Below are 17756 nucleotides of genomic sequence, written 5' to 3' on the forward strand. Positions count from 1 at the left end.
CGTGCGCGACGAGGTCGCAAACAGTCAAGTCGCGGTCGCACGCGGGCGTTCGGGCGCTTTTATGCGGCGGTACTTTAAATGCACGCCGGCACTCGAACCGGCGCATCGTTTCAACCCTCAACGGAAGGCTCGCCATGAGACAACGTCTGATCCCCACTCTGTTTTTTGCCGGCGCGTGCGCCGCGTTCGCCGCTGCGCCGTCTGCGCACGCGGAAGACGCGAGCTGCCGGACGGTGCGCTTCGTCGATATCGGCTGGACCGACATCACGTCGACGACGGCGCTCGCATCGGTCGTCTTTGAGGGGCTCGGATATGCGCCGCGGACGACGGTCGCGTCGGTGCCGATTTCGCTCGCGGGCCTGAAGAGCAAACAGATCGATGTGTCGCTCGGCTATTGGTGGCCGGTGCAGCAGAAGGCGGTCGAGCCGTTCCTGGAGGCGAAGAGCATCGAGAAGCTCGAGCCGCCGAATCTGTCGGGCGCGAAGGCGACGCTCGCGGTGCCGAGCTATGCGTACGAGGCGGGCATCAAGACGTTCGCGGATATCGCGAAGCATCGGGACGAGCTGGGCGGCACGATCTATGGCATCGAGCCTGGCAGCAGCGCGAACGCGAAGATCCAGAAGATGATCGACACCAACCAGTTCGGGCTGGGTGGATTCAAGCTCGTGCAGTCGAGCGAGGCGGGGATGCTGGTGACGGTCGAGCGCGCGATCCGCGAGAAGAAGCCGGTGGTGTTTCTCGGCTGGGAGCCGCATCCGATGAACATCCAGATGAAGATCAACTACCTGTCGGGCGGGGATGATGTGTTCGGCCCGAATTACGGCGAAGCGCGTGTGTATACGCTGACGAATACGGACTTTCTGACGCGTTGTCCCAATGCGGGGAAGTTCGTTTCCAATTTGCGCTTCACGACCGATCTCGAGAATCGGCTGATGCAGCCGGTGATGAACAAGGAGCGGCCTCAGGAAGCGGCCAAGGCTTATCTCAAGCAGAATCCGCAGGTGTTGGACGCCTGGCTGGCAGGCGTGAAGACGGTGGATGGGAAGGAGGGATTGCCGGCGGTTCGGCAGTATCTTGGGCTTTGATGGGTTTGGGTTTGGGTTTCGCCGGATCCCGATTTTTTAGTGGTCTATTGGCGTTGCCCCTGTGCGGGGCGGCAGTCACTTTCTTTGCTGCTGCAAAGAAAGTGACTGCCGCCCCGCACAGGGGCAGTGCGAATAGACCGACACGAAAGCAAGATTTCATAGAAGCAGAATCTCATAGAAGCGCAGGAAAAAAACGCAAGAAGGAAGTTAGTAAAAAAAAACAAAGGAACCCTAACAGAACAGAAGGAAAGCAAAGAGCCATGAACTACGAAGTGATAGTAACGTGCGCGGTAACCGGCGCTGGCGACACGACCGCCAGACACCCCGCCATCCCGGTAACGCCAAAGCAGATAGCAGAAGCAGCGATAGAAGCGGCCCGCGCGGGCGCCACCGTCGCTCACTGCCACGTCCGCGATCCGAAGACAGGCCGAGGCAGCCGCGACCCCGCGCTATACCGCGAAGTCGTCGACCGCATCCGCTCATCCGACACCGACGTCATCATCAACCTGACGGCGGGCATGGGCGGCGACCTCGAAATCGGCCCGGGCGAAGATCCGATGCGCTTCGGCAAGGGCACCGACCTCGTCGGCGGATTGACGCGCCTCGCCCACGTCGAAGAGCTGCTGCCCGAAATCTGCACGCTCGACTGCGGCACGCTCAATTTCGGCGATGGCGACTACATCTACGTATCGACGCCCGCGCAACTGCGAGCCGGCGCAAAGCGCATCCAGGAACTCGGCGTGAAGCCAGAACTGGAAATTTTCGACACGGGTCATTTGTGGTTCGCCAATCAGTTGCTGAAAGAAGGCCTGCTCGACAACCCGCCGCTCTTCCAACTGTGCATGGGCATTCCGTGGGGCGCGCCGCCCGACACCGGCACGATGAAAGCGATGGTCGACAACCTGCCGCCCGGCGCGCACTGGGCCGGCTTCGGCATCGGACGCATGCAGATGCCGATGGTCGCGCAGGCGATGCTGCTCGGCGGTCACGTGCGCGTCGGTCTGGAAGACAACCTGTGGCTCGATCGCGGCGTGCATGCGACCAACGGCGCGCTCGTGCAGCGCGCGGTCGAAATCATCGAACGGCTCGGCGCACGCGCGCTGACACCCGCCGAAGGCCGCAGGAAACTCGGCCTGCCGGCGCGCGGCGAACGCCCGCTGGAAAAGCGCATCGCCGGACAATTCGCCTGAACTGACAAGGACACGACGACATGCAAGTCAAGCAATTCGCCGCGCTCGGCGCGGGTGTGATCGGCAGCGGCTGGGTGGCGCGCGCGCTCGGCGCGGGACTCGACGTCACCGCGTGGGACCCGGCGCCCGGCGCCGAAGCGCAACTGCGCGCGAATGTCGCCAATGCGTGGCCCGCGCTCGAACGCGTCGGCCTGGCGCCGGGCGCGTCGCAGCAAAGATTGCGCTTCGTCCAGACCGTCGAGGAATGCGTCGCCGATGCCGACTTCATCCAGGAAAGCGCGCCCGAGCGCGAGGAACTGAAGCTCGCGCTGCACGAGCGCGTGAGCCGCGCGGCGAAACCCGATGCGATCATCGCATCGTCGACGTCCGGCCTCTTGCCGAGCGATTTCTATGCGCGCGCCGTCAACCCGCAGCGCTGCGTCGTCGGGCATCCGTTCAATCCGGTCTATCTGCTGCCGCTCGTCGAAGTGCTCGGCGGCAAGCAGACCTCGGGCGAAGCGATCGACGCGGCGATGAGCTTTTATGCGTCCATCGGCATGCGGCCGTTGCGCGTCAGAAAGGAAGTGCCGGGCTTCATCGCGGACCGGCTGCTCGAAGCGCTGTGGCGCGAGGCGCTGCATCTCGTGAACGACGGCGTCGCGACGACCGGCGAAATCGACGACGCGATCCGCTACGGCGCGGGCATCCGCTGGTCGTTCATGGGCACGTTCCTGACCTATACGCTGGCGGGCGGCGAGGCGGGCATGCGACACTTCATGCAGCAGTTCGGCCCCGCGCTCGAATTGCCGTGGACGAAGCTCGTCGCGCCGACGCTGACCGACGCGCTCATCGACCGCGTGGTCGACGGCACATCGCAGCAGACGAACGGCCGCGGCATCAAGGAACTGGAGCGTTATCGCGACGACTGCATCGCGAGCGTGATCGAAGCGATCGCCGCCGCGAAGGCGCGTCACGGCATCGAAGATTAAAGGAACCACGATGATCTATCGCGACACGGTCAAACCCGAATGGGTCGACTACAACGGCCATCTGCGCGATGCGTTCTACATGCTGATCTACAGCCTCGCGACCGATGCGTTCATGGACCGCATCGGTCTCGACGACGCGGGCCGCCGCGCGCGGCAGCGCACCCTCTACACGCTCGAAGCGCACATCAGCTATCTGCGCGAGATCAAGGAGGGCGCGCCGGTGCGGGTCGAGGCGCGGGTCGTCGCCCATGACAGAAAGCGCGTGCATCTCTACATGGAGATGTTCGAGGGCGATGCCGCCGAACCGGTGTCCGCGTGCGAGCAGATGTTGATGCATATCGATTCGAGCGGCGCGCCGAAGTCCGCATCGTTGGATGAGGACATCGCCGCGCGCATCGCCGCCGAACCGGCCGTCGCGCTGCAGGACGCGCGTTACGCCGGCCGCGTGATCGGCTTGCCCGCGCGCGCGTCGTCGGCACCTGCGCCGGCCTGAGCGCGCCACGTTCTCAGCAACAGCGCGTTGGTCACGACGCTCACGCTCGAGAACGCCATCGCCGCGCCCGCGAACATCGGGTCGAGCAGCCCGAATGCCGCGAGCGGAATGCCGATCAGGTTGTAGACGAACGCCCAGAAAAGATTCTGCTGAATCTTGCGATACGTGCGCCGCGAAATATCGATCGCGTCCGCGACGAGGGCCGGATCGCCGCGCATCAGCGTGATGCCTGCCGCTTCCATCGCCACGTCGGTGCCGCTCGCCATCGCGATGCCGATATCGGCGGCCGCGAGCGCGGGCGCATCGTTGATGCCGTCGCCGGCCATCGCCACGACGCCCTGGCTCGTCGTCTTAAGTTGCGCGACGACACGCGCCTTGTCGTCCGGCAAGGTCTGCGCGAACACGAGATCCGGCGCAATGCCCAGCGCGCGCGCGACGGCTCGCGCGCTGCCTTCGTTGTCGCCGGTGACGAGCGCGCTCGTCACGCCCATGGCCGCGAGCCGTTCGACGGCGGCGCGCGCGGTCGGCTTGACGGTATCGCCGAACGCGAGCAGCGCGAGCGCGACATGGCCGCTTGCCGTCTCTTCGATCAGCCACGACACCGTGTCGCCCTGCGATTCGAGTGCGCGCGCGCGCTCTGCAAGCGCGGAAGGCACCTCTGCCCGCAATTCCGAAACCCAGCGCGCGCTGCCGATCGCGATGCGCCGCGCGCCGACGCGCGCCTGTACGCCGCGTCCGGCGACCGCGCGCGCCGCGCTCGCATCGAAATGCGGGGCGTCGTTCGCGGCGGCGACAACCGCCTTCGCCAGCGGATGTTCGCTCAGGCGCTGCACGGCGGCGGCGAGTCCGAGCGCTTCGTCGCGATCCTGCCCGGGCGCCGCCTCGAACGCGACGAGACCCGGCTTGCCGGCCGTCAGCGTGCCGGTCTTGTCGAATGCGACGATGCGGATCGCATGCGCCTGTTCGAGCGCCTGCGCGTCCTTGATCAGAATGCCCTGGCGTGCCGCGACGCCGGTGCCGGCCATGATCGCGGTCGGCGTCGCGAGGCCGAGCGCGCACGGGCACGCGATCACGAGCACCGCGACGGCGTTCAGCAGCGCCGTTTCGGCGTCCGCGCCGTGCCAGAACCATCCGGCGAGCGTGACGAGCGCGATCGCGAGGATCGCCGGCACGAACACCGCCGACACGCGATCGACGAGCCGCTGGATCGGCGCCTTTTCGGCCTGTGCCGATTCGACGAGCCGGATGATGCGCGCGAGCGTCGTTTCCGCGCCGATCGCAGTGGTTTCGATCGCAATCACGCCTTCGCCGTTGATCGAGCCGCCGGTCGCGCGCGCGCCGGGCTCCTTCGCGACAGGCAGACTTTCGCCCGTGATCAGCGATTCGTCGATGTGCGTGCGGCCCTCGCGCACGATGCCGTCGACCGGCACGCGCTCGCCCGGTCGCACGACGGCGATATCGCCGATGCGCACCTCGGCGAGCGTCACTTCGCGTTCGCGCGCCGGATCGTCGCGGTCGCGCACGCGGGCCTTGTCGGGCCGCAGCGCATTGAGCGCGCGGATCGCGTCGGTGGTCTGGCGTCGCGCGCGCGCTTCCAGCCACTTGCCGAAGCGCACCAGCGTGATGACGACCGCCGACGCCTCGAAGAACAGATGCTCCGTCATGCCGCCGTGCGCGAGCATCTGATAGACGGACAAGCCCCACGCCGCCGACGTGCCGAGCGCGACGAGCAAGTCCATGTTGCCCGCGAACGCACGCACCGCGCGATAGCCGCCGGCATAGAAGCGCGCGCCGAAGCCGAATTGCACGACGCTCGCGAGCGCGAGCTGCAGCCACGGGTTCAGCGCCGCGCCGAACATCGGCGCAAGCAGCGGCATGGTGAGCACGGCGGACGCGAGCGTCGCCGCGAGCTCGCGATCGAACGCGGGCGGCACGGCGACGGCGGGCGCGGCTTCCGGCAGAATCGGCGCGGCTTCGTAGCCGGCCTTCGCGACAGCGGCGACGAGCTGATCGTCGGTGACGGCGCGGCTCGCGTGCACGGTCGCCTTTTCGGTCGCGAGGTTGACAGCGACGCTCTCGACGCCCGGCACGCGCTTGAGCACTTTCTCGACGCGCGCGACACACGACGCACACGTCATGCCGCTGACGGCCAATTCCGCGGTTCGCGGATGCTCGGATGATGCTGTGGACATAATGAAACACTCCGGTCTGGCTGGGACCACGAAGATCCCTCACGAGACGAGTATCGACCTTCCAATGATTGGAAGGTCAAGTAGGCAGTGATTTGCGACGTACGATACCGAAACCGGCCGGGCAAAAATACGTGTTTATAGTCGGCGGACTCGGCGAGGCCGGATCATTGGATGCTGCGAAAAAATCGTATTCGAAGGACGAAACCCGCGTCATTCAGTGCTTTTAGCCGGCATCTGGTGCATTCTTCGACATGCCGGCGCGCTTTTGCGTGCTTGTTCTTGCCTATCGTCAGCGGATAAGTTAAAACCCGAATTTCGAGATATTGCTCGTGGCGCGCCGCGCGGGGATTCGAGGCGGCGTCGATGCGCTCGCGAGCGTGCCGCGGATCGATCCCGGATTGGTCCGCGCGAATACCCAAATCGAAAGAAGAACTGGATTTCCATTCGAATGAAGAACAACCGACGCTGGACGTTTCCGCTCAACACCGCAATCTGGATGAGCGTGAGTCTCGCCGGCATGGCGGTCCTGGCTGGCTGCGCGACCAGGCAGCCCGAGTCGAAACCGACCAGCACGGGCTGGGTGAAAAATCAGGTCGCCGATGCCTACACGTTCGGCTTCCCGCTCGTCGCAACCGATATCGCGCGTGAGCGGGCGAGCGGCCGCGCGGGGCAGCCGGGTCGGACGCCGCTCAACGCATTCCGTCACGCGAGCGCGCTGCCGCCGGCGGGCGCGACGGGCTGGCCTAGCGTCGACACGCTGGATTCGACGGCCTGGCTTGATATTTCCGCCGATCCCGTGATCGTCTCTCTGCCCGCCGCGCCGCGCGGCCGCTATCTCGACGCCCGTGCATTCGATGCGTGGACCAACGCGCTCTATTCCAGCGCCGACACGACGCCGTATCCGAAGATCCAACTGATCGCGTTCGTGCCGGCCGGCTGGACCGGCACGCTGCCCGCCAACGCGACGCGCGTGGAAACGCGCACACGTTACGTGTGGCTGTCGGTGCGCGTGCGCGTGAACGGCCCGCGCGACGTGCGCGATGCGCGCAAGCTTCAGGCCGCGATGCGCATCGATACGCTGACGCCCGCGAAAGGCTCGGTCTCCGATCCGACGCCGGCCGTCGCGGGCGCGTGGCCGGCCAACGGCGCGCAGCAGCCGGCCGTGCCGCCGCTGCCTTCCGCGCTGGCGACGGTCGCACCCGGCGCGCAGGCCGAGGCGCTCGATGCGAACGCGTTCTTCGCGCGCCTCGCCCGCTCGCTCGACGACAACCCCGCCGCCGCCGACGACAGCCACGCGATGAGCCAGCTCGCCGATCTCGGCGTGAAGCCGGGCGAGCCGGTGCAGTTCAAAAAGACCGATGCGCCGCTGCTCGATTCCGGTCTCGCCGATGCGCGCGACCGCCTCGCGACGGCGCCGCCTAACGCGATCACGAAGAACGGCTGGACGTGGTTCGGCGATGGCGTCGGGATCTACGGAACGGACTACACGCTGCGCGCCTATCTCGCACGCCGTCAGACCGCGACGGGCACGAAGGAGGGCGAAGTGAAGCCGATGACGCACGTGGACAGCGAAGGCCACGCGCTCAACGGCGCGAACGAGTACACATTGCACTTCACGCCGGAGCAACTGCCGCCGGTGCGCGGCTTCTGGACGATCACCGCCTACACGAAGGACGGAGCGCTCGCGGATGCCAAGCTGCCGCGCCTGTCGCTGAGCGATCGCGACCGGCTCAGGAAGAATCGCGATGGCTCCGTCGACGTGATCGTGTCGACGAAGTCGCCGGGACGCGCGCGCGATGCGAACTGGCTGCCCGCGCCCGAAGGCGAATTCCAGCTCGCGATGCGGCTTTACGCGCCCAAGCCGCAGGCGAGCGACGGCTCGTGGGCGCCGCCGCCTGTCGAGCGGCAGTAAATCAGGCGCGAAGGCAATTAGGCCGAAGCATGAAGGCCGCGATTTTTTCGCGGCCTTCATGCATTTGACGCACGCTTTGGCCAACGTTTGCGGGCCGCAACGTCGTATACTCGAACATCATCTTTCCGGGGACGGCGAGCTCGGGCGGCGCTCATACGGGCGGCTCGTCGCCGCGCATCGAATGTCGAGCATCACCAAGTCTTCTCTCGCTTCCGCTGGCCAGACGCTGCGGGGCGTCGTTCATGCGCGGCGCACGCGCCGCATCTTCATCGGCTTGCTGATCGCGTTACTCGTGATCGGCGTGCTCGGGTTTTTCGTCGCGCCGCCGGTCATCCGGCATATCGCCGCGCAGCAACTCGCACAGCAGCTCGACCGGCCCGTCAGCATCGGCCGCATTTCGCTCAATCCCTACACGCTCGATTTCGAAGCCGATAACGTGCATATCGGCGAATCGCCCGCGAATCTCGCGAAGGCGCCGGACGCGTCCGCCGAATTCGTCGATGTGTCGCGGCTCGTCGTGCGCACGTCATGGGCGTCGGTGCTCAGGCTCGCGCCGGTCGTCAACGAACTCAAGATCGATTCGCCGCGCATCAACGTCGTGCGCTTCGACGGCGAGCATTTCAACTTCTCCGATCTGATCGCGAAATTCTCGAAGCCATCTTCGCCGCCTTCGGACAAGCCCGCGCGCTTTTCCGTGTCCAACATCCGGGTCGAAAACGGTCAGATCACGCTCGATGACAGGCTTCTGAAGGCGAAGCACGTAATCGATCGCTTCGCGCTCGGCATTCCGTTCATCGCAACGCTGCCGTCCGCCGCCGACATCTTCGTGACACCGCTGTTACAGGCGCGCATCGACGGCTCGCCGCTTGTCGTGAAGGGCCGCACGAAGCCGTTCGCCCAGTCGCGCGAATCGGAGATCGCGCTCACGCTCGACGGCCTCGACGTGCCGAAGATGGCGTCCTACGCGCCGAATTCGGTGCCCGTCGCGGTGCAGAGCGGCAGGCTGTCGACGGACCTGAACGTGCGCTTCGCGATCGCGGGCGATACGCCGACGATCCGCATCGACGGCACCGCCGATCTCGCCGATCTCGCCGTGACGGACAAGGCGAGCGCGCCGCTCCTCGCGGCCCGCGCGCTGCACGTGAAGATCGCGAACGCCGAGCCGCTGCGCGATATCTATCACCTCGACGAAGTGACGCTGTCGAATCCGGACGTGCATCTCGCGCGCGATTCGGCCGGGCAGTTGAACGTGCAGAAGCTGGCCGGTCCCGCGCCGAAGCCGGAGGAAAAGAAGCCCGCCGGCGCGGAGGCGAAGAAGGAAGCGCCCCCACTCGATCTGGCGATCCGCCATCTCGCGATCGACGACGGCCGTATCTCGCTCGACGACCACTTGCTGAAAGAGCGGGTGCAGGGCGCGCTGACGGGCTTCGCCGTGACGCTCGACGATTTCTCGACGCTTGCGAAGACGCCCGCGAAATACACGCTCAAGACGGCGTTCGACAAGGGCGGCGCGCTCGATGCGTCCGGCAACGTGTCGCTCGTCGGAAAGACGGCGGACGCGAAGCTCGCGTTGAGCGCGTTCGCGCTGCCGCCGCTGCAGCCGTATCTCGCGAACATGGTTGCCGCGCGCGTGACGAGCGGCACGCTGGACGTGAACCTGCCGGTGTCGGTCGACTGGAGCAAGCCGGACGGCGGCGTGCAGGTCGGCGCGGGCGACGTGAAGCTCACTGCGCTCGCGTTCGCCCCCAATGCGGGCGGCGGCGCGCCGGTCAAGCTCGCGTCGGCGACGGCGAAGATCGGCAAGGTCGACGTGTCCGCGCGCAACGCGGCGCTCGATAGCGTGCAGTTGAGCGGCCTCGCGCTCGATTTGAAGCGCCGCAAGGACGGCAGCATCGATCTCGCCGCGCTCGCGCAACCGCACGAGGCCGCGCCCGAGCAGACGGCGGCGCGCAAGATCCAGAAGGCGCAGGCGGCCGGGCCGGCGTGGCGCTATCAGATCGGCGAGATATCGCTGGCGGATGCATCGGCCAACATCACCGACGAAACGACGGCGCGGCCGGTCAAGCTGCGCATCGCGCCGCTCGCGATCAACGTGAAGCAGTTCAGCGACGACCTGACGAAGCCGCTCGCCGTCGACGGAAAGCTCACGCTGAATGGCAAGGGCGCGCTCGCGATCGGCGGCAATGTCACGGTGACGCCGCTCAAGCTCGCGCTGCACGTGAAGGGCAATCAGGTCGAGGCCTCCGCGTTCGAACCGTATTTCGGCGACAAGCTCAACATCGAAGTGACGAGCGCGTATCTGAACGCGAACGGCGATGTCGCGATGTCCGGCAGCGGCAAGACGCTCGCGGCGTCCTATAAGGGCGACGTGTCGCTGTCGGACGTGCGCATGCTCGACAAGGCCACGTCCGACCGCTTCGCCGGCTGGAAGCTGCTCGGCCTGACCAACGTGAAGGTGAACTACGGCGAGCGCGGCACCGATGTCGACGCGGCGCGCGTGACCTTCGCGAACTTCTACGGCCGCGTGCTGCTCGACGCGCAGGGCAAGCTGAACCTGAAGAGCGTGGTCGCGGGCGAGAACGGGCCGCAGTCGTTGACGCGCGACAAGAGCCAGGAAGAGGGCGCGTCCGCGCCGGCGGCGGCGAGCGCGAGCGCGACGGTGCCGGTGAAAGCCGCGGATAAGTCCGGGCCGCCGGTGAACATGCGTTTCGGCCAACTGGTGTTGCAGGATGGCCGCGTGACCTACACCGACAATTTCATCAAGCCGAACTACACGGCGAATCTCGTCGCGATCAACGGCACGATCGGCGCGTTCGGCACGCATTCGACGACGCCCGCGCCCGTCGATGTATCGGCGAAGCTCGCGGCGAACGGGCCGGTGTCGATCAAGGGGCAGGTCAATCCGCTGATCGACAAACCCGCGCTCGACCTGACCGCGAGCGCGCATGGCGTCGAACTGACGAACCTCACGCCGTACTCGTCGAAGTATGCGGGCTATCCGATCACGAAGGGCAAGCTCAATGTCGACCTGCATTACATGCTCGCCGACAACAAGCTCACGGCGAACAATCATCTGTTCATCGATCAGTTGACGTTCGGCGATCACGTCGACAATCCGACGGCGACGAAGCTGCCGGTGCGGCTCGCGGTATCGCTGCTGAAGAATTCGCGCGGCGAGATCGATGTCAACATTCCGATTTCCGGCTCGCTGGACAACCCGGAGTTTTCGATCGGTGGTCTCGTGTGGCAGGCCATCGTGAACCTCGTGCAGAAGGCGGTGACCGCGCCGTTCACGCTGCTCGCGCATGCGTTCGGCGGTGGCGGCGGCGAGGATCTCAACTACATCGAATTCGACGCGGGCTCGGCCACCTTGAACGACGCCGCGCAGAAGAAGCTGGAAACGATCGCGAAGGCGCTGGCGGACAAGCCGTCTATCCGTGTGGACGTGACGGGCCGCGTCGATCCGAAAACGGACGAGCCGGCGTTGCGCACCGCGTGGCTGGATCAGCAGGTCAAGCGCGCGAAGGTGCGCGATATGTCGAGCAACGGCGAGAACGTGGACTGGAACGCGATCAAGATATCGGATGCGGACTACGACAAGTATCTGACGAAGGCGTACAAGTCGGCGGACTTCAAGAAGCCGACCAACTTCATCGGCATGACGAAATCGGTGCCCGACGCCGACATGAAAGCGGCGCTGACGAAAAACGCGCCGGTGGACGAGGGATCGTTGCGCGATCTCGCGCAGCGGCGCGCGCAGGCGGTGCAGGAGTACTTTGACGGGAAGATCGACAGCGAGCGGATTTTCGTCGTCGCGCCGAAGATGAACGCGGACGACATCAAGGACAAGGGCGCCGGTTCGCGCGTGGAACTGGGCCTGAAGTGAGGTGCGTTGGCCGAACGGACGATCTGGATGAACAAAGGAATGCAAACTAATATCGGCGACACCGGGAATCAGGAAGAGAACGGGAGTCAGCCGATGGGAACACCTTATGAGAAGGACGTGGTGGCGTGGGCCGAGGAACAGGCCGCGCTGCTGCGTGCAGGGAAGCTTGCGTCCATCGATATCGAGCATATCGCTGAGGAAATCGAGGACGTGGGCAAGAGTGAACAGAGGGAATTCGCGAGCAGGATGGCCGTGCTGCTGGCGCATTTGCTGAAGTGGAAATGGCAGCCGGAGCGACGTGGTGCGAGTTGGCGAACCACGATCGGAGTCCAGCGCGAGGCGATCGGGCGTCGCTTGCGGAGAACGCCGAGTCTGAAGCCCATGCTGGACGACGCGGACTGGATAGGCGACATGTGGGGCGACGCGCGGCAGCAAGCGGCGAACGAAATGCAAAGCGGATTCAGCGGTGTGCCGGAAGTCTGCCCGTGGTCGATGTCGCAGGTTCTCGATGCGGATTTTCTGCCGGGGTAGGCGGCAGTATCTTCGACCAAGCGTCTGAAAATTCCGAGTTTTGCGCTTGCGCCTTTGATTCCTGTACAGCGATTGCAATAATCGCCGTTTCCCGCGCCCCTTCGCGTAAATAAGAGAAGAATTGCATGGCTGAAGTGACAACACAACGAACGGGAGAGCTCGAACAGCATCTGCGCAAGATGCCGCCCTTCGACGTTCAGGGACTGGTCGCAGACCTTCTGCGTGCCATGGGCTATCACATAGGCTGGGTGTCGCCGCCCGGCAAGGACGGTGGCGTCGACATCATTGCCAATACCGATCCGCTTGCAACGCGTCCGCCTCGTATCAAGGTGCAGGTCAAGCGAGTCGGGCAACGCGTCGACACTGATGGCCTCAAGTCCTTCATCGCAATCATCAATGAGGATGACGTCGGTCTGTTCGTCTCGACGGGCGGCTTCACGCGAGACGCGGAATCATTCGCGCGCAATCAGGAACGTCGCAAGATTACGCTCATCGACTCGGAACGTCTGATCGAACTTTGGATCGAGCTTTACGGCAAGCTCGACGACAAAGCGCGCAGTCGACTGCCGCTGACGCCCATTTACTTTCTGACGCCTCAGAACTGATCCACCGAGAGCGGCGTGCGTTTAGCTCAATGCGCCCCCGACGCCGCTCCGCCGCCCCCGCCCTTCGCCACTTTCGTAATCCAGATCAGCGGAATGATCAGAATGAAGATCACCGCCGAGATCAGAAAGATATCGTTGAGCCCCATCATCGCGGCCTGGGAGTTCACGGTGAAATTGAACATTCCGCGCGCCTGCGCCTCGCTCACATCGAGCGTCGATCGCGATAAGCCGAGCGACTGCAGGAACGCCGGGTTATAGACATTCGCCTGCTCGGTGAGCCGCTCGTGATGCAGCGCGATGCGGTTATCCCAAGCGTTGCCCGCGAGCGACGTTCCCACCGCGCCGCAGAACACCCGCGCGAAGTTCGACAAACCCGCCGCCGCCGGAATCTTCGACGGCGGCAAGCCGGACAGCACGATCGCCGTGAGCGGCACGAAGAACATCGCCATCGGGATGCCTTGCAGGAGCGTCGGCAGCACGAGATGCCACGTGTCGATCTCGATCACGTATTTCGAGCGCAGCCAGAACACGAACGCGAAGCCGACGAACGCCGCCGTCGCGATGATGCGCGCGTCGCTGCGCGGCAGCACCTTGCCCATGATCGGCGCGAGAATCACGGCGAAGATGCCGAGCGGCGCAGTGACGAGCCCGGCATCGATGGACCGGTAGTTCAGATACTGCTGCATCCATTGCGGCAGCAGCACCAGATTGCCGAAGAACACGCCGTATGCGACCGAAATCGCCACCGTGCCGCCGAAGAAATTGCGCCCGGCGAACAGCCGCAAGTCGACGACGGGATTCGGGTCCGTCAATTCCCATACGACGAAGAACGCAAACGCGATGACCGCGACGATCGCCAGCACGACGATCAGCGGCGACGAAAACCAGTCGAGATCGCGGCCCTTGTCGAGCATGATCTGCAGCGATGCGACCCACGAGACCAGCAGCAGAAGTCCGACCACGTCGATCGGCGCCTTGCGTGTCGGAGATTCGCGCTCGCGGTAGATGAGCCACGTGACGCCCGCCGCGAAGATGCCCACCGGAATGTTGATATAGAAGATCCACGACCACGAATAGCTGTCGGTGATCCAGCCGCCGAGCGCGGGCCCGGCGATCGGGCCGACGGTCGCGGTCATCGCCCAGAGCGAGAGCGCCATCGACGCCTTTTCTTTCGGGTACGAGCCGAGCAGGATTGCCTGCGACAGCGGTATCAGCGGCCCGGCGACGGCGCCCTGCAACACGCGCGCGAACAGAAGCACCGGCAGGTTCGGCGCGAGGCCGCACAGCCACGACGACAACACGAACATGAGAATCGCGCCGACGAACAGACGCACTTGCCCGAGCCGCTGCGTGAGCCATCCCGTGAGCGGAATGGACACCGCGTTCGACGCCGCGAACACGGTGATGACCCACGTGCCTTCGTTGACGGACACGCCGAGGTTGCCGGAGATCGTCGGAATCGCGACGTTGGCGATCGACGAATCCAGCACGTTCATGAAAGTCGCGAGCGCCACGGCGAACGTGGCGAGGACGAGCTGGCCGCCTTCGAGCGGCGGGGGCGTTGACGGTGCGGCGGCGGATCGGGACATCGTCGGCGTGCTCATGCGGCTCCCGTGCTCGAGGCCGCCATCCCGCGATGAACGCGCGGCGGCCGAAGAAGGTCAAGCCGCCAGTGTGCCTGCGCTCAAAAAAAGCTGCTGAAGCCGCCGCCGCGCGCGTCTCTTACTTCGCGGAGATATCGATATTGCCGAGATACTTCTTCGCATACTTGTCGATGGTCCCGTCCGACTTGACCTTCTCGATCGCGGCGTTGAGCTTGGCCTTGAGCGCATCGTCGCCCTTGCGCACGCCGTACGCGATGCCGCTGCCGAGAATCTTGTCGTCGCGCACCGGCGCGCCGGCGAACGCGAACCCTTCGCCGTCCGGCTTCGACAGGAAGCCGCTCTGTCCAGCGGGCGCGAGCACGAGCGTCCCATCGAGACGGCCCGACTTCAGATCCGCGTACACCTGGTTCTGATCCTGATACGGCACGACCTTCACGCCTTCGTTTTCCCAGTGCGCCTTCGCGAACGTCTCCTGAATCGAGCCTTGCAGCACGCCCACGCTCTTGCCCTTAAGGGATGCCGACGTCGGCTCCAGACCGCTGCCTTTCTTCGCGATGAGCTGCGTCGGCACGCGATACACGACCGTCGTGAAATCGATCGCCTGGCGGCGCTGCTCGGTCGCGTTCATCGCCGAGTTGATCGCGTCGAACTTGCGGCCCTGCAACGCGGGAATCAGGCCGTCGAACGACGTTTCGACCCACTTGCACTGCATCTTCGCGGCGGCGCACACCGCATTGCCGACGTCGATGTCGAGCCCTTGCAGTTCGCCCGTCGACGACTTCGATTCGAACGGCGGATATTGCGCTTCGAGCCCGAAGCGCAGCGTATCGGCGGCAAGCGCCGCACCGCTTGCGAAGGTGCACGCGAAGAACACGGCGCCGGCGAGATGTTTGAGTTTCATCGTGTTGGTCTCCAGAGAAATCGTCAGATCGAGCAAAGGCGGCGCGCGCCTTCGATGAGCGTATCGTCGTCCTTCGCGAAGGAAAGACGAATCAGGTGGTTGTCGGTGCCGTCGGTGTAGAACGCCGACAGCGGAATCGTCGCGACGCGCGCCTCGCGAATCAGGCGCAGCACGAAGTCGCTGTCGCCTTGATCGGAAATCGCGTCATAACGCGCCAGCATGAAGAAACTGCCCGCGCTCGGCAACAGCTCGAATCGCGATCCCTTCAGCGATTCGGCGAGCAGGTCGCGTTTGTGTTGATAAAACGGCCCGAGATTCAGATAACTCGCTTCGTCCGCGAGCGCTTCGGCGAAGGCCATCTGCATCGGCGTATCGGCGGAGAACGTCATGAACTGGTGGATCTTGCGAATCTCGGCCGTCAGCGCCGCGGGCGCGAGACAGTAGCCGACGCGCCAGCCCGTCACGTGATACGACTTGCCGAACGACGACACGATCACGCTGCGCTCGGCCAGTTCCGGATAGCGCGCCATGCCGTGATGCGGCGCGCCGTCGAACACGACGTGCTCGTAGACCTCATCGGACAGCACGATGATCTTCGTGTCGCGCGTGAGGGCGGTGAGCCGCTCGATGTCGGCGGACGTGAACGCGCTGCCTGTCGGATTGTGCGGCGTGTTGACGAGGATCATGCGCGTCCTCGGCGTGATCGCGGCGGCGACCTCGTCCCAGTCGATACGAAAATTCTCCGGCGACAGTTTGATCGCGACGGGCTTCGCGCCCTGCAACTGCACGATCGGCGCGTAGCTGTCGAACGACGGCTCGAAATAGATGACCTCGTCGCCGGGATGCACCAGCGCGCTGATGGTCGCGTACAGGCCTTCGCTCGCGCTCGCGACCACGGTGATTTCCGTGCCCGGATCGTAGCTTGCGCCGTACAGCTTCTGCGTCTTCACGGCAATCGCCTCGCGCAACGCGAGCACGCCGGACATCGGCGAGTACTGGTTATGTCCGGCCCGCATGGCTCGCTCGACGCCTTCGATAAGCTTCGGATCGCACGCGAAGTTCGGCGCGCCTTGCGACAGATTGAGCGCATGATGTTCCTCGGCCAACTGGCCGATGACGGTGAAAATGGTCGTGCCGACATTCGGCAGCTTTGATTCGGGGATGCAGGCGCTTTGCACGGGGTGTCTCCGGAATTGCGGTTCGGCGATGGCTGCCGATGATTCAACCGCAGCAATAAAGCGCGGACAATCGAAACTTTGTCATACTAGCCATGCTTGCAGATCATGGCTATAGGCCAAAAACCCGATGAAACCGCTTCCCTCGCTCGATGTGCTGAAAACCTTTCTGGTGGTCGCCCGGAAGCTGAATTTCACGCGCGCGGCCGAGGTGCTGAACGTGACGCAGGGCGCGGTCAGCCGCCAGATTGCCGGACTGGAGACGCATCTGGGCTACGCACTCTTCACCCGCCAGGCGCGGGGGCTCGCGCTGACCCATCACGGCGCGTTACTTATCGCGCCCTTGCAGCAGGCTTTCGCGCAGATCGACGATGCGCTCGCGAAAGGCGGCGCGCAATCGGGCATTTTGCGCGTGAAGTGCCCGACGTGCGCGATGCGCTGGGTGCTGCCGCGTGTGATCCGTCTGCAGAATGAGCGGCCGGAACTGGTCGTGGAAGTGACGGCGTCGGTGTCGCACGGCGTCGAGTTCAGCGCGGAGCAGTTCGACGCGGCCATCGTCTTCGGCGCTGAGCCATCGCTGAAAGGCGTGAGCGCGCATCATCTTTTCGACGAAGTGTTGACGCCCGTCTGCGCGCCCGAGCTTTGGAAGCCGAGGAAAAACGCCGCGCCGACGCCCGACGATCTCGCCGGCAAGACGCTTCTGCATCCGACGCGCGACCGCCGCGACTGGCTGCTGTGGCTCGGCGCATTCGGCTATGCGGGCTTGCCGTCGACGAAAGCGCAGCACTTCGACACGCTCGATCTGGCGATCTCCTCCGCGATGCAGGGGCTGGGCGTGACCATCGGCGATGTCTCGCTGATCGAGGAAGACTTGCGCGCGAAGCGCGTGATCGCGCCGTTTCCGCTGCGCGTGCGAAGCGGCGCGGCGTACTACCTCGTCTATCCTGAGCGGCCCGCACCGTCATCCGCATTGCTGCAATTCGCGCAATGGCTGGGCGACGAGGCAGCGCAAACGCGCGCGACGCTGCCGGTGGATTCCTGATCCTCGAATTCGGCGAACTGGAAGCATCGACCGTTCTCCGACACGATCGCCGCGCAGGTTTCAGCGACTCATGGAAATCCCGTATTAAGAATAGGATTTCGCGAAAGGACTGCGAAGGATTCCTCCCAATACAATCCGCAGAGATAGCAAGCTGCGTCATCGCGGCGAACTG

General features: G+C 64.8%; 13 protein-coding genes. 9 read left to right on the forward strand and 4 right to left on the reverse strand.

The features are described 5' to 3' along the window. Positions 1-134 precede the first annotated feature (134 nt). From U4Y90_RS29180 to U4Y90_RS29195, 4 genes are all read left to right on the forward strand, one after another. Positions 135-1085, forward strand: coding sequence for a choline ABC transporter substrate-binding protein (locus U4Y90_RS29180; protein ID WP_321799845.1), 951 nt, complete (start codon positions 135-137; stop codon positions 1083-1085). 260 nt (positions 1086-1345) lie between these two features. Beyond that, positions 1346-2275, forward strand: a complete 930-nt coding sequence (locus U4Y90_RS29185) for a 3-keto-5-aminohexanoate cleavage protein (RefSeq protein WP_321799847.1) — start codon at positions 1346-1348, stop codon at positions 2273-2275. 20 nt (positions 2276-2295) lie between these two features. Next, positions 2296-3243, forward strand: coding sequence for an L-carnitine dehydrogenase (locus tag U4Y90_RS29190; RefSeq protein ID WP_321799849.1), 948 nt, complete (start codon positions 2296-2298; stop codon positions 3241-3243). 10 nt (positions 3244-3253) lie between these two features. Continuing rightward, on the forward strand, positions 3254-3736 hold the full coding sequence (locus U4Y90_RS29195) for a thioesterase family protein (protein WP_321799850.1): 483 nt from the start codon (positions 3254-3256) through the stop codon (positions 3734-3736). Here U4Y90_RS29195 and U4Y90_RS29200 read toward each other — a convergent pair. After that, positions 3676-5874, reverse strand: coding sequence for a heavy metal translocating P-type ATPase (locus U4Y90_RS29200; protein WP_415749424.1), 2199 nt, complete (start codon positions 5872-5874; stop codon positions 3676-3678). The genes U4Y90_RS29195 and U4Y90_RS29200 overlap by 61 nt on opposite strands. Before the next feature lie 502 nt (positions 5875-6376). Between U4Y90_RS29200 and U4Y90_RS29205 the strand changes: the two genes are divergently transcribed. The 4 genes from U4Y90_RS29205 (at position 6377) to U4Y90_RS29220 (ending at position 12862) form a co-directional block, all read left to right on the forward strand. Beyond that, entirely contained in the window at positions 6377-7840 is a 1464-nt protein-coding gene (locus U4Y90_RS29205) for a DUF1254 domain-containing protein (RefSeq protein ID WP_321799853.1), read from the forward strand. A gap of 181 nt (positions 7841-8021) precedes the next feature. Further along, entirely contained in the window at positions 8022-11726 is a 3705-nt protein-coding gene (locus tag U4Y90_RS29210; RefSeq protein WP_321799854.1) for a DUF748 domain-containing protein, read from the forward strand. A gap of 93 nt (positions 11727-11819) precedes the next feature. Next, entirely contained in the window at positions 11820-12257 is a 438-nt protein-coding gene (locus U4Y90_RS29215) for a DUF29 domain-containing protein (protein WP_321799935.1), read from the forward strand. 125 nt (positions 12258-12382) lie between these two features. After that, positions 12383-12862, forward strand: coding sequence for a restriction endonuclease (locus U4Y90_RS29220; RefSeq protein ID WP_321799855.1), 480 nt, complete (start codon positions 12383-12385; stop codon positions 12860-12862). 26 nt (positions 12863-12888) lie between these two features. Here the strand turns inward: U4Y90_RS29220 and U4Y90_RS29225 are convergent, their stop codons facing one another. The 3 genes from U4Y90_RS29225 to U4Y90_RS29235 all read right to left on the reverse strand — a co-directional run bounded on the left by U4Y90_RS29225 (position 12889) and on the right by U4Y90_RS29235 (position 16545). Then, entirely contained in the window at positions 12889-14466 is a 1578-nt protein-coding gene (locus tag U4Y90_RS29225) for a DHA2 family efflux MFS transporter permease subunit (protein WP_321799857.1), read from the reverse strand. A gap of 118 nt (positions 14467-14584) precedes the next feature. Beyond that, complete coding sequence (locus U4Y90_RS29230; protein WP_321799858.1) at positions 14585-15367, reverse strand: ABC transporter substrate-binding protein; 783 nt, start codon at positions 15365-15367, stop codon at positions 14585-14587. 23 nt (positions 15368-15390) lie between these two features. Next, entirely contained in the window at positions 15391-16545 is a 1155-nt protein-coding gene (locus tag U4Y90_RS29235) for a methionine aminotransferase (protein ID WP_321799859.1), read from the reverse strand. A gap of 127 nt (positions 16546-16672) precedes the next feature. Here U4Y90_RS29235 and U4Y90_RS29240 point away from each other — a divergent pair, with 127 nt between their 5' ends. Further along, complete coding sequence (locus tag U4Y90_RS29240; protein WP_321799861.1) at positions 16673-17584, forward strand: LysR substrate-binding domain-containing protein; 912 nt, start codon at positions 16673-16675, stop codon at positions 17582-17584. Positions 17585-17756 lie beyond the last annotated feature (172 nt).

The sequence above is a fragment of the Caballeronia sp. J97 genome (assembly GCF_905220305.1).
Classification (GTDB): Bacteria; Pseudomonadota; Gammaproteobacteria; order Burkholderiales; family Burkholderiaceae; genus Caballeronia.

Coding starts and splice junctions, on each gene's coding strand:
- U4Y90_RS29215 (WP_321799935.1), top strand. CDS start 11,820: ATGGGAACACCTTATGAGAAGGACGTGGTGGCGTGGGCCGAGGAACAG.
- U4Y90_RS29225 (WP_321799857.1), bottom strand. CDS start 14,466: ATGAGCACGCCGACGATGTCCCGATCCGCCGCCGCACCGTCAACGCCC.
- U4Y90_RS29185 (WP_321799847.1), top strand. CDS start 1,346: ATGAACTACGAAGTGATAGTAACGTGCGCGGTAACCGGCGCTGGCGAC.
- U4Y90_RS29220 (WP_321799855.1), top strand. CDS start 12,383: ATGGCTGAAGTGACAACACAACGAACGGGAGAGCTCGAACAGCATCTG.
- U4Y90_RS29240 (WP_321799861.1), top strand. CDS start 16,673: ATGAAACCGCTTCCCTCGCTCGATGTGCTGAAAACCTTTCTGGTGGTC.
- U4Y90_RS29210 (WP_321799854.1), top strand. CDS start 8,022: ATGTCGAGCATCACCAAGTCTTCTCTCGCTTCCGCTGGCCAGACGCTG.
- U4Y90_RS29230 (WP_321799858.1), bottom strand. CDS start 15,367: ATGAAACTCAAACATCTCGCCGGCGCCGTGTTCTTCGCGTGCACCTTC.
- U4Y90_RS29200 (WP_415749424.1), bottom strand. CDS start 5,874: ATGACGTGTGCGTCGTGTGTCGCGCGCGTCGAGAAAGTGCTCAAGCGC.
- U4Y90_RS29190 (WP_321799849.1), top strand. CDS start 2,296: ATGCAAGTCAAGCAATTCGCCGCGCTCGGCGCGGGTGTGATCGGCAGC.
- U4Y90_RS29195 (WP_321799850.1), top strand. CDS start 3,254: ATGATCTATCGCGACACGGTCAAACCCGAATGGGTCGACTACAACGGC.
- U4Y90_RS29180 (WP_321799845.1), top strand. CDS start 135: ATGAGACAACGTCTGATCCCCACTCTGTTTTTTGCCGGCGCGTGCGCC.
- U4Y90_RS29205 (WP_321799853.1), top strand. CDS start 6,377: ATGAAGAACAACCGACGCTGGACGTTTCCGCTCAACACCGCAATCTGG.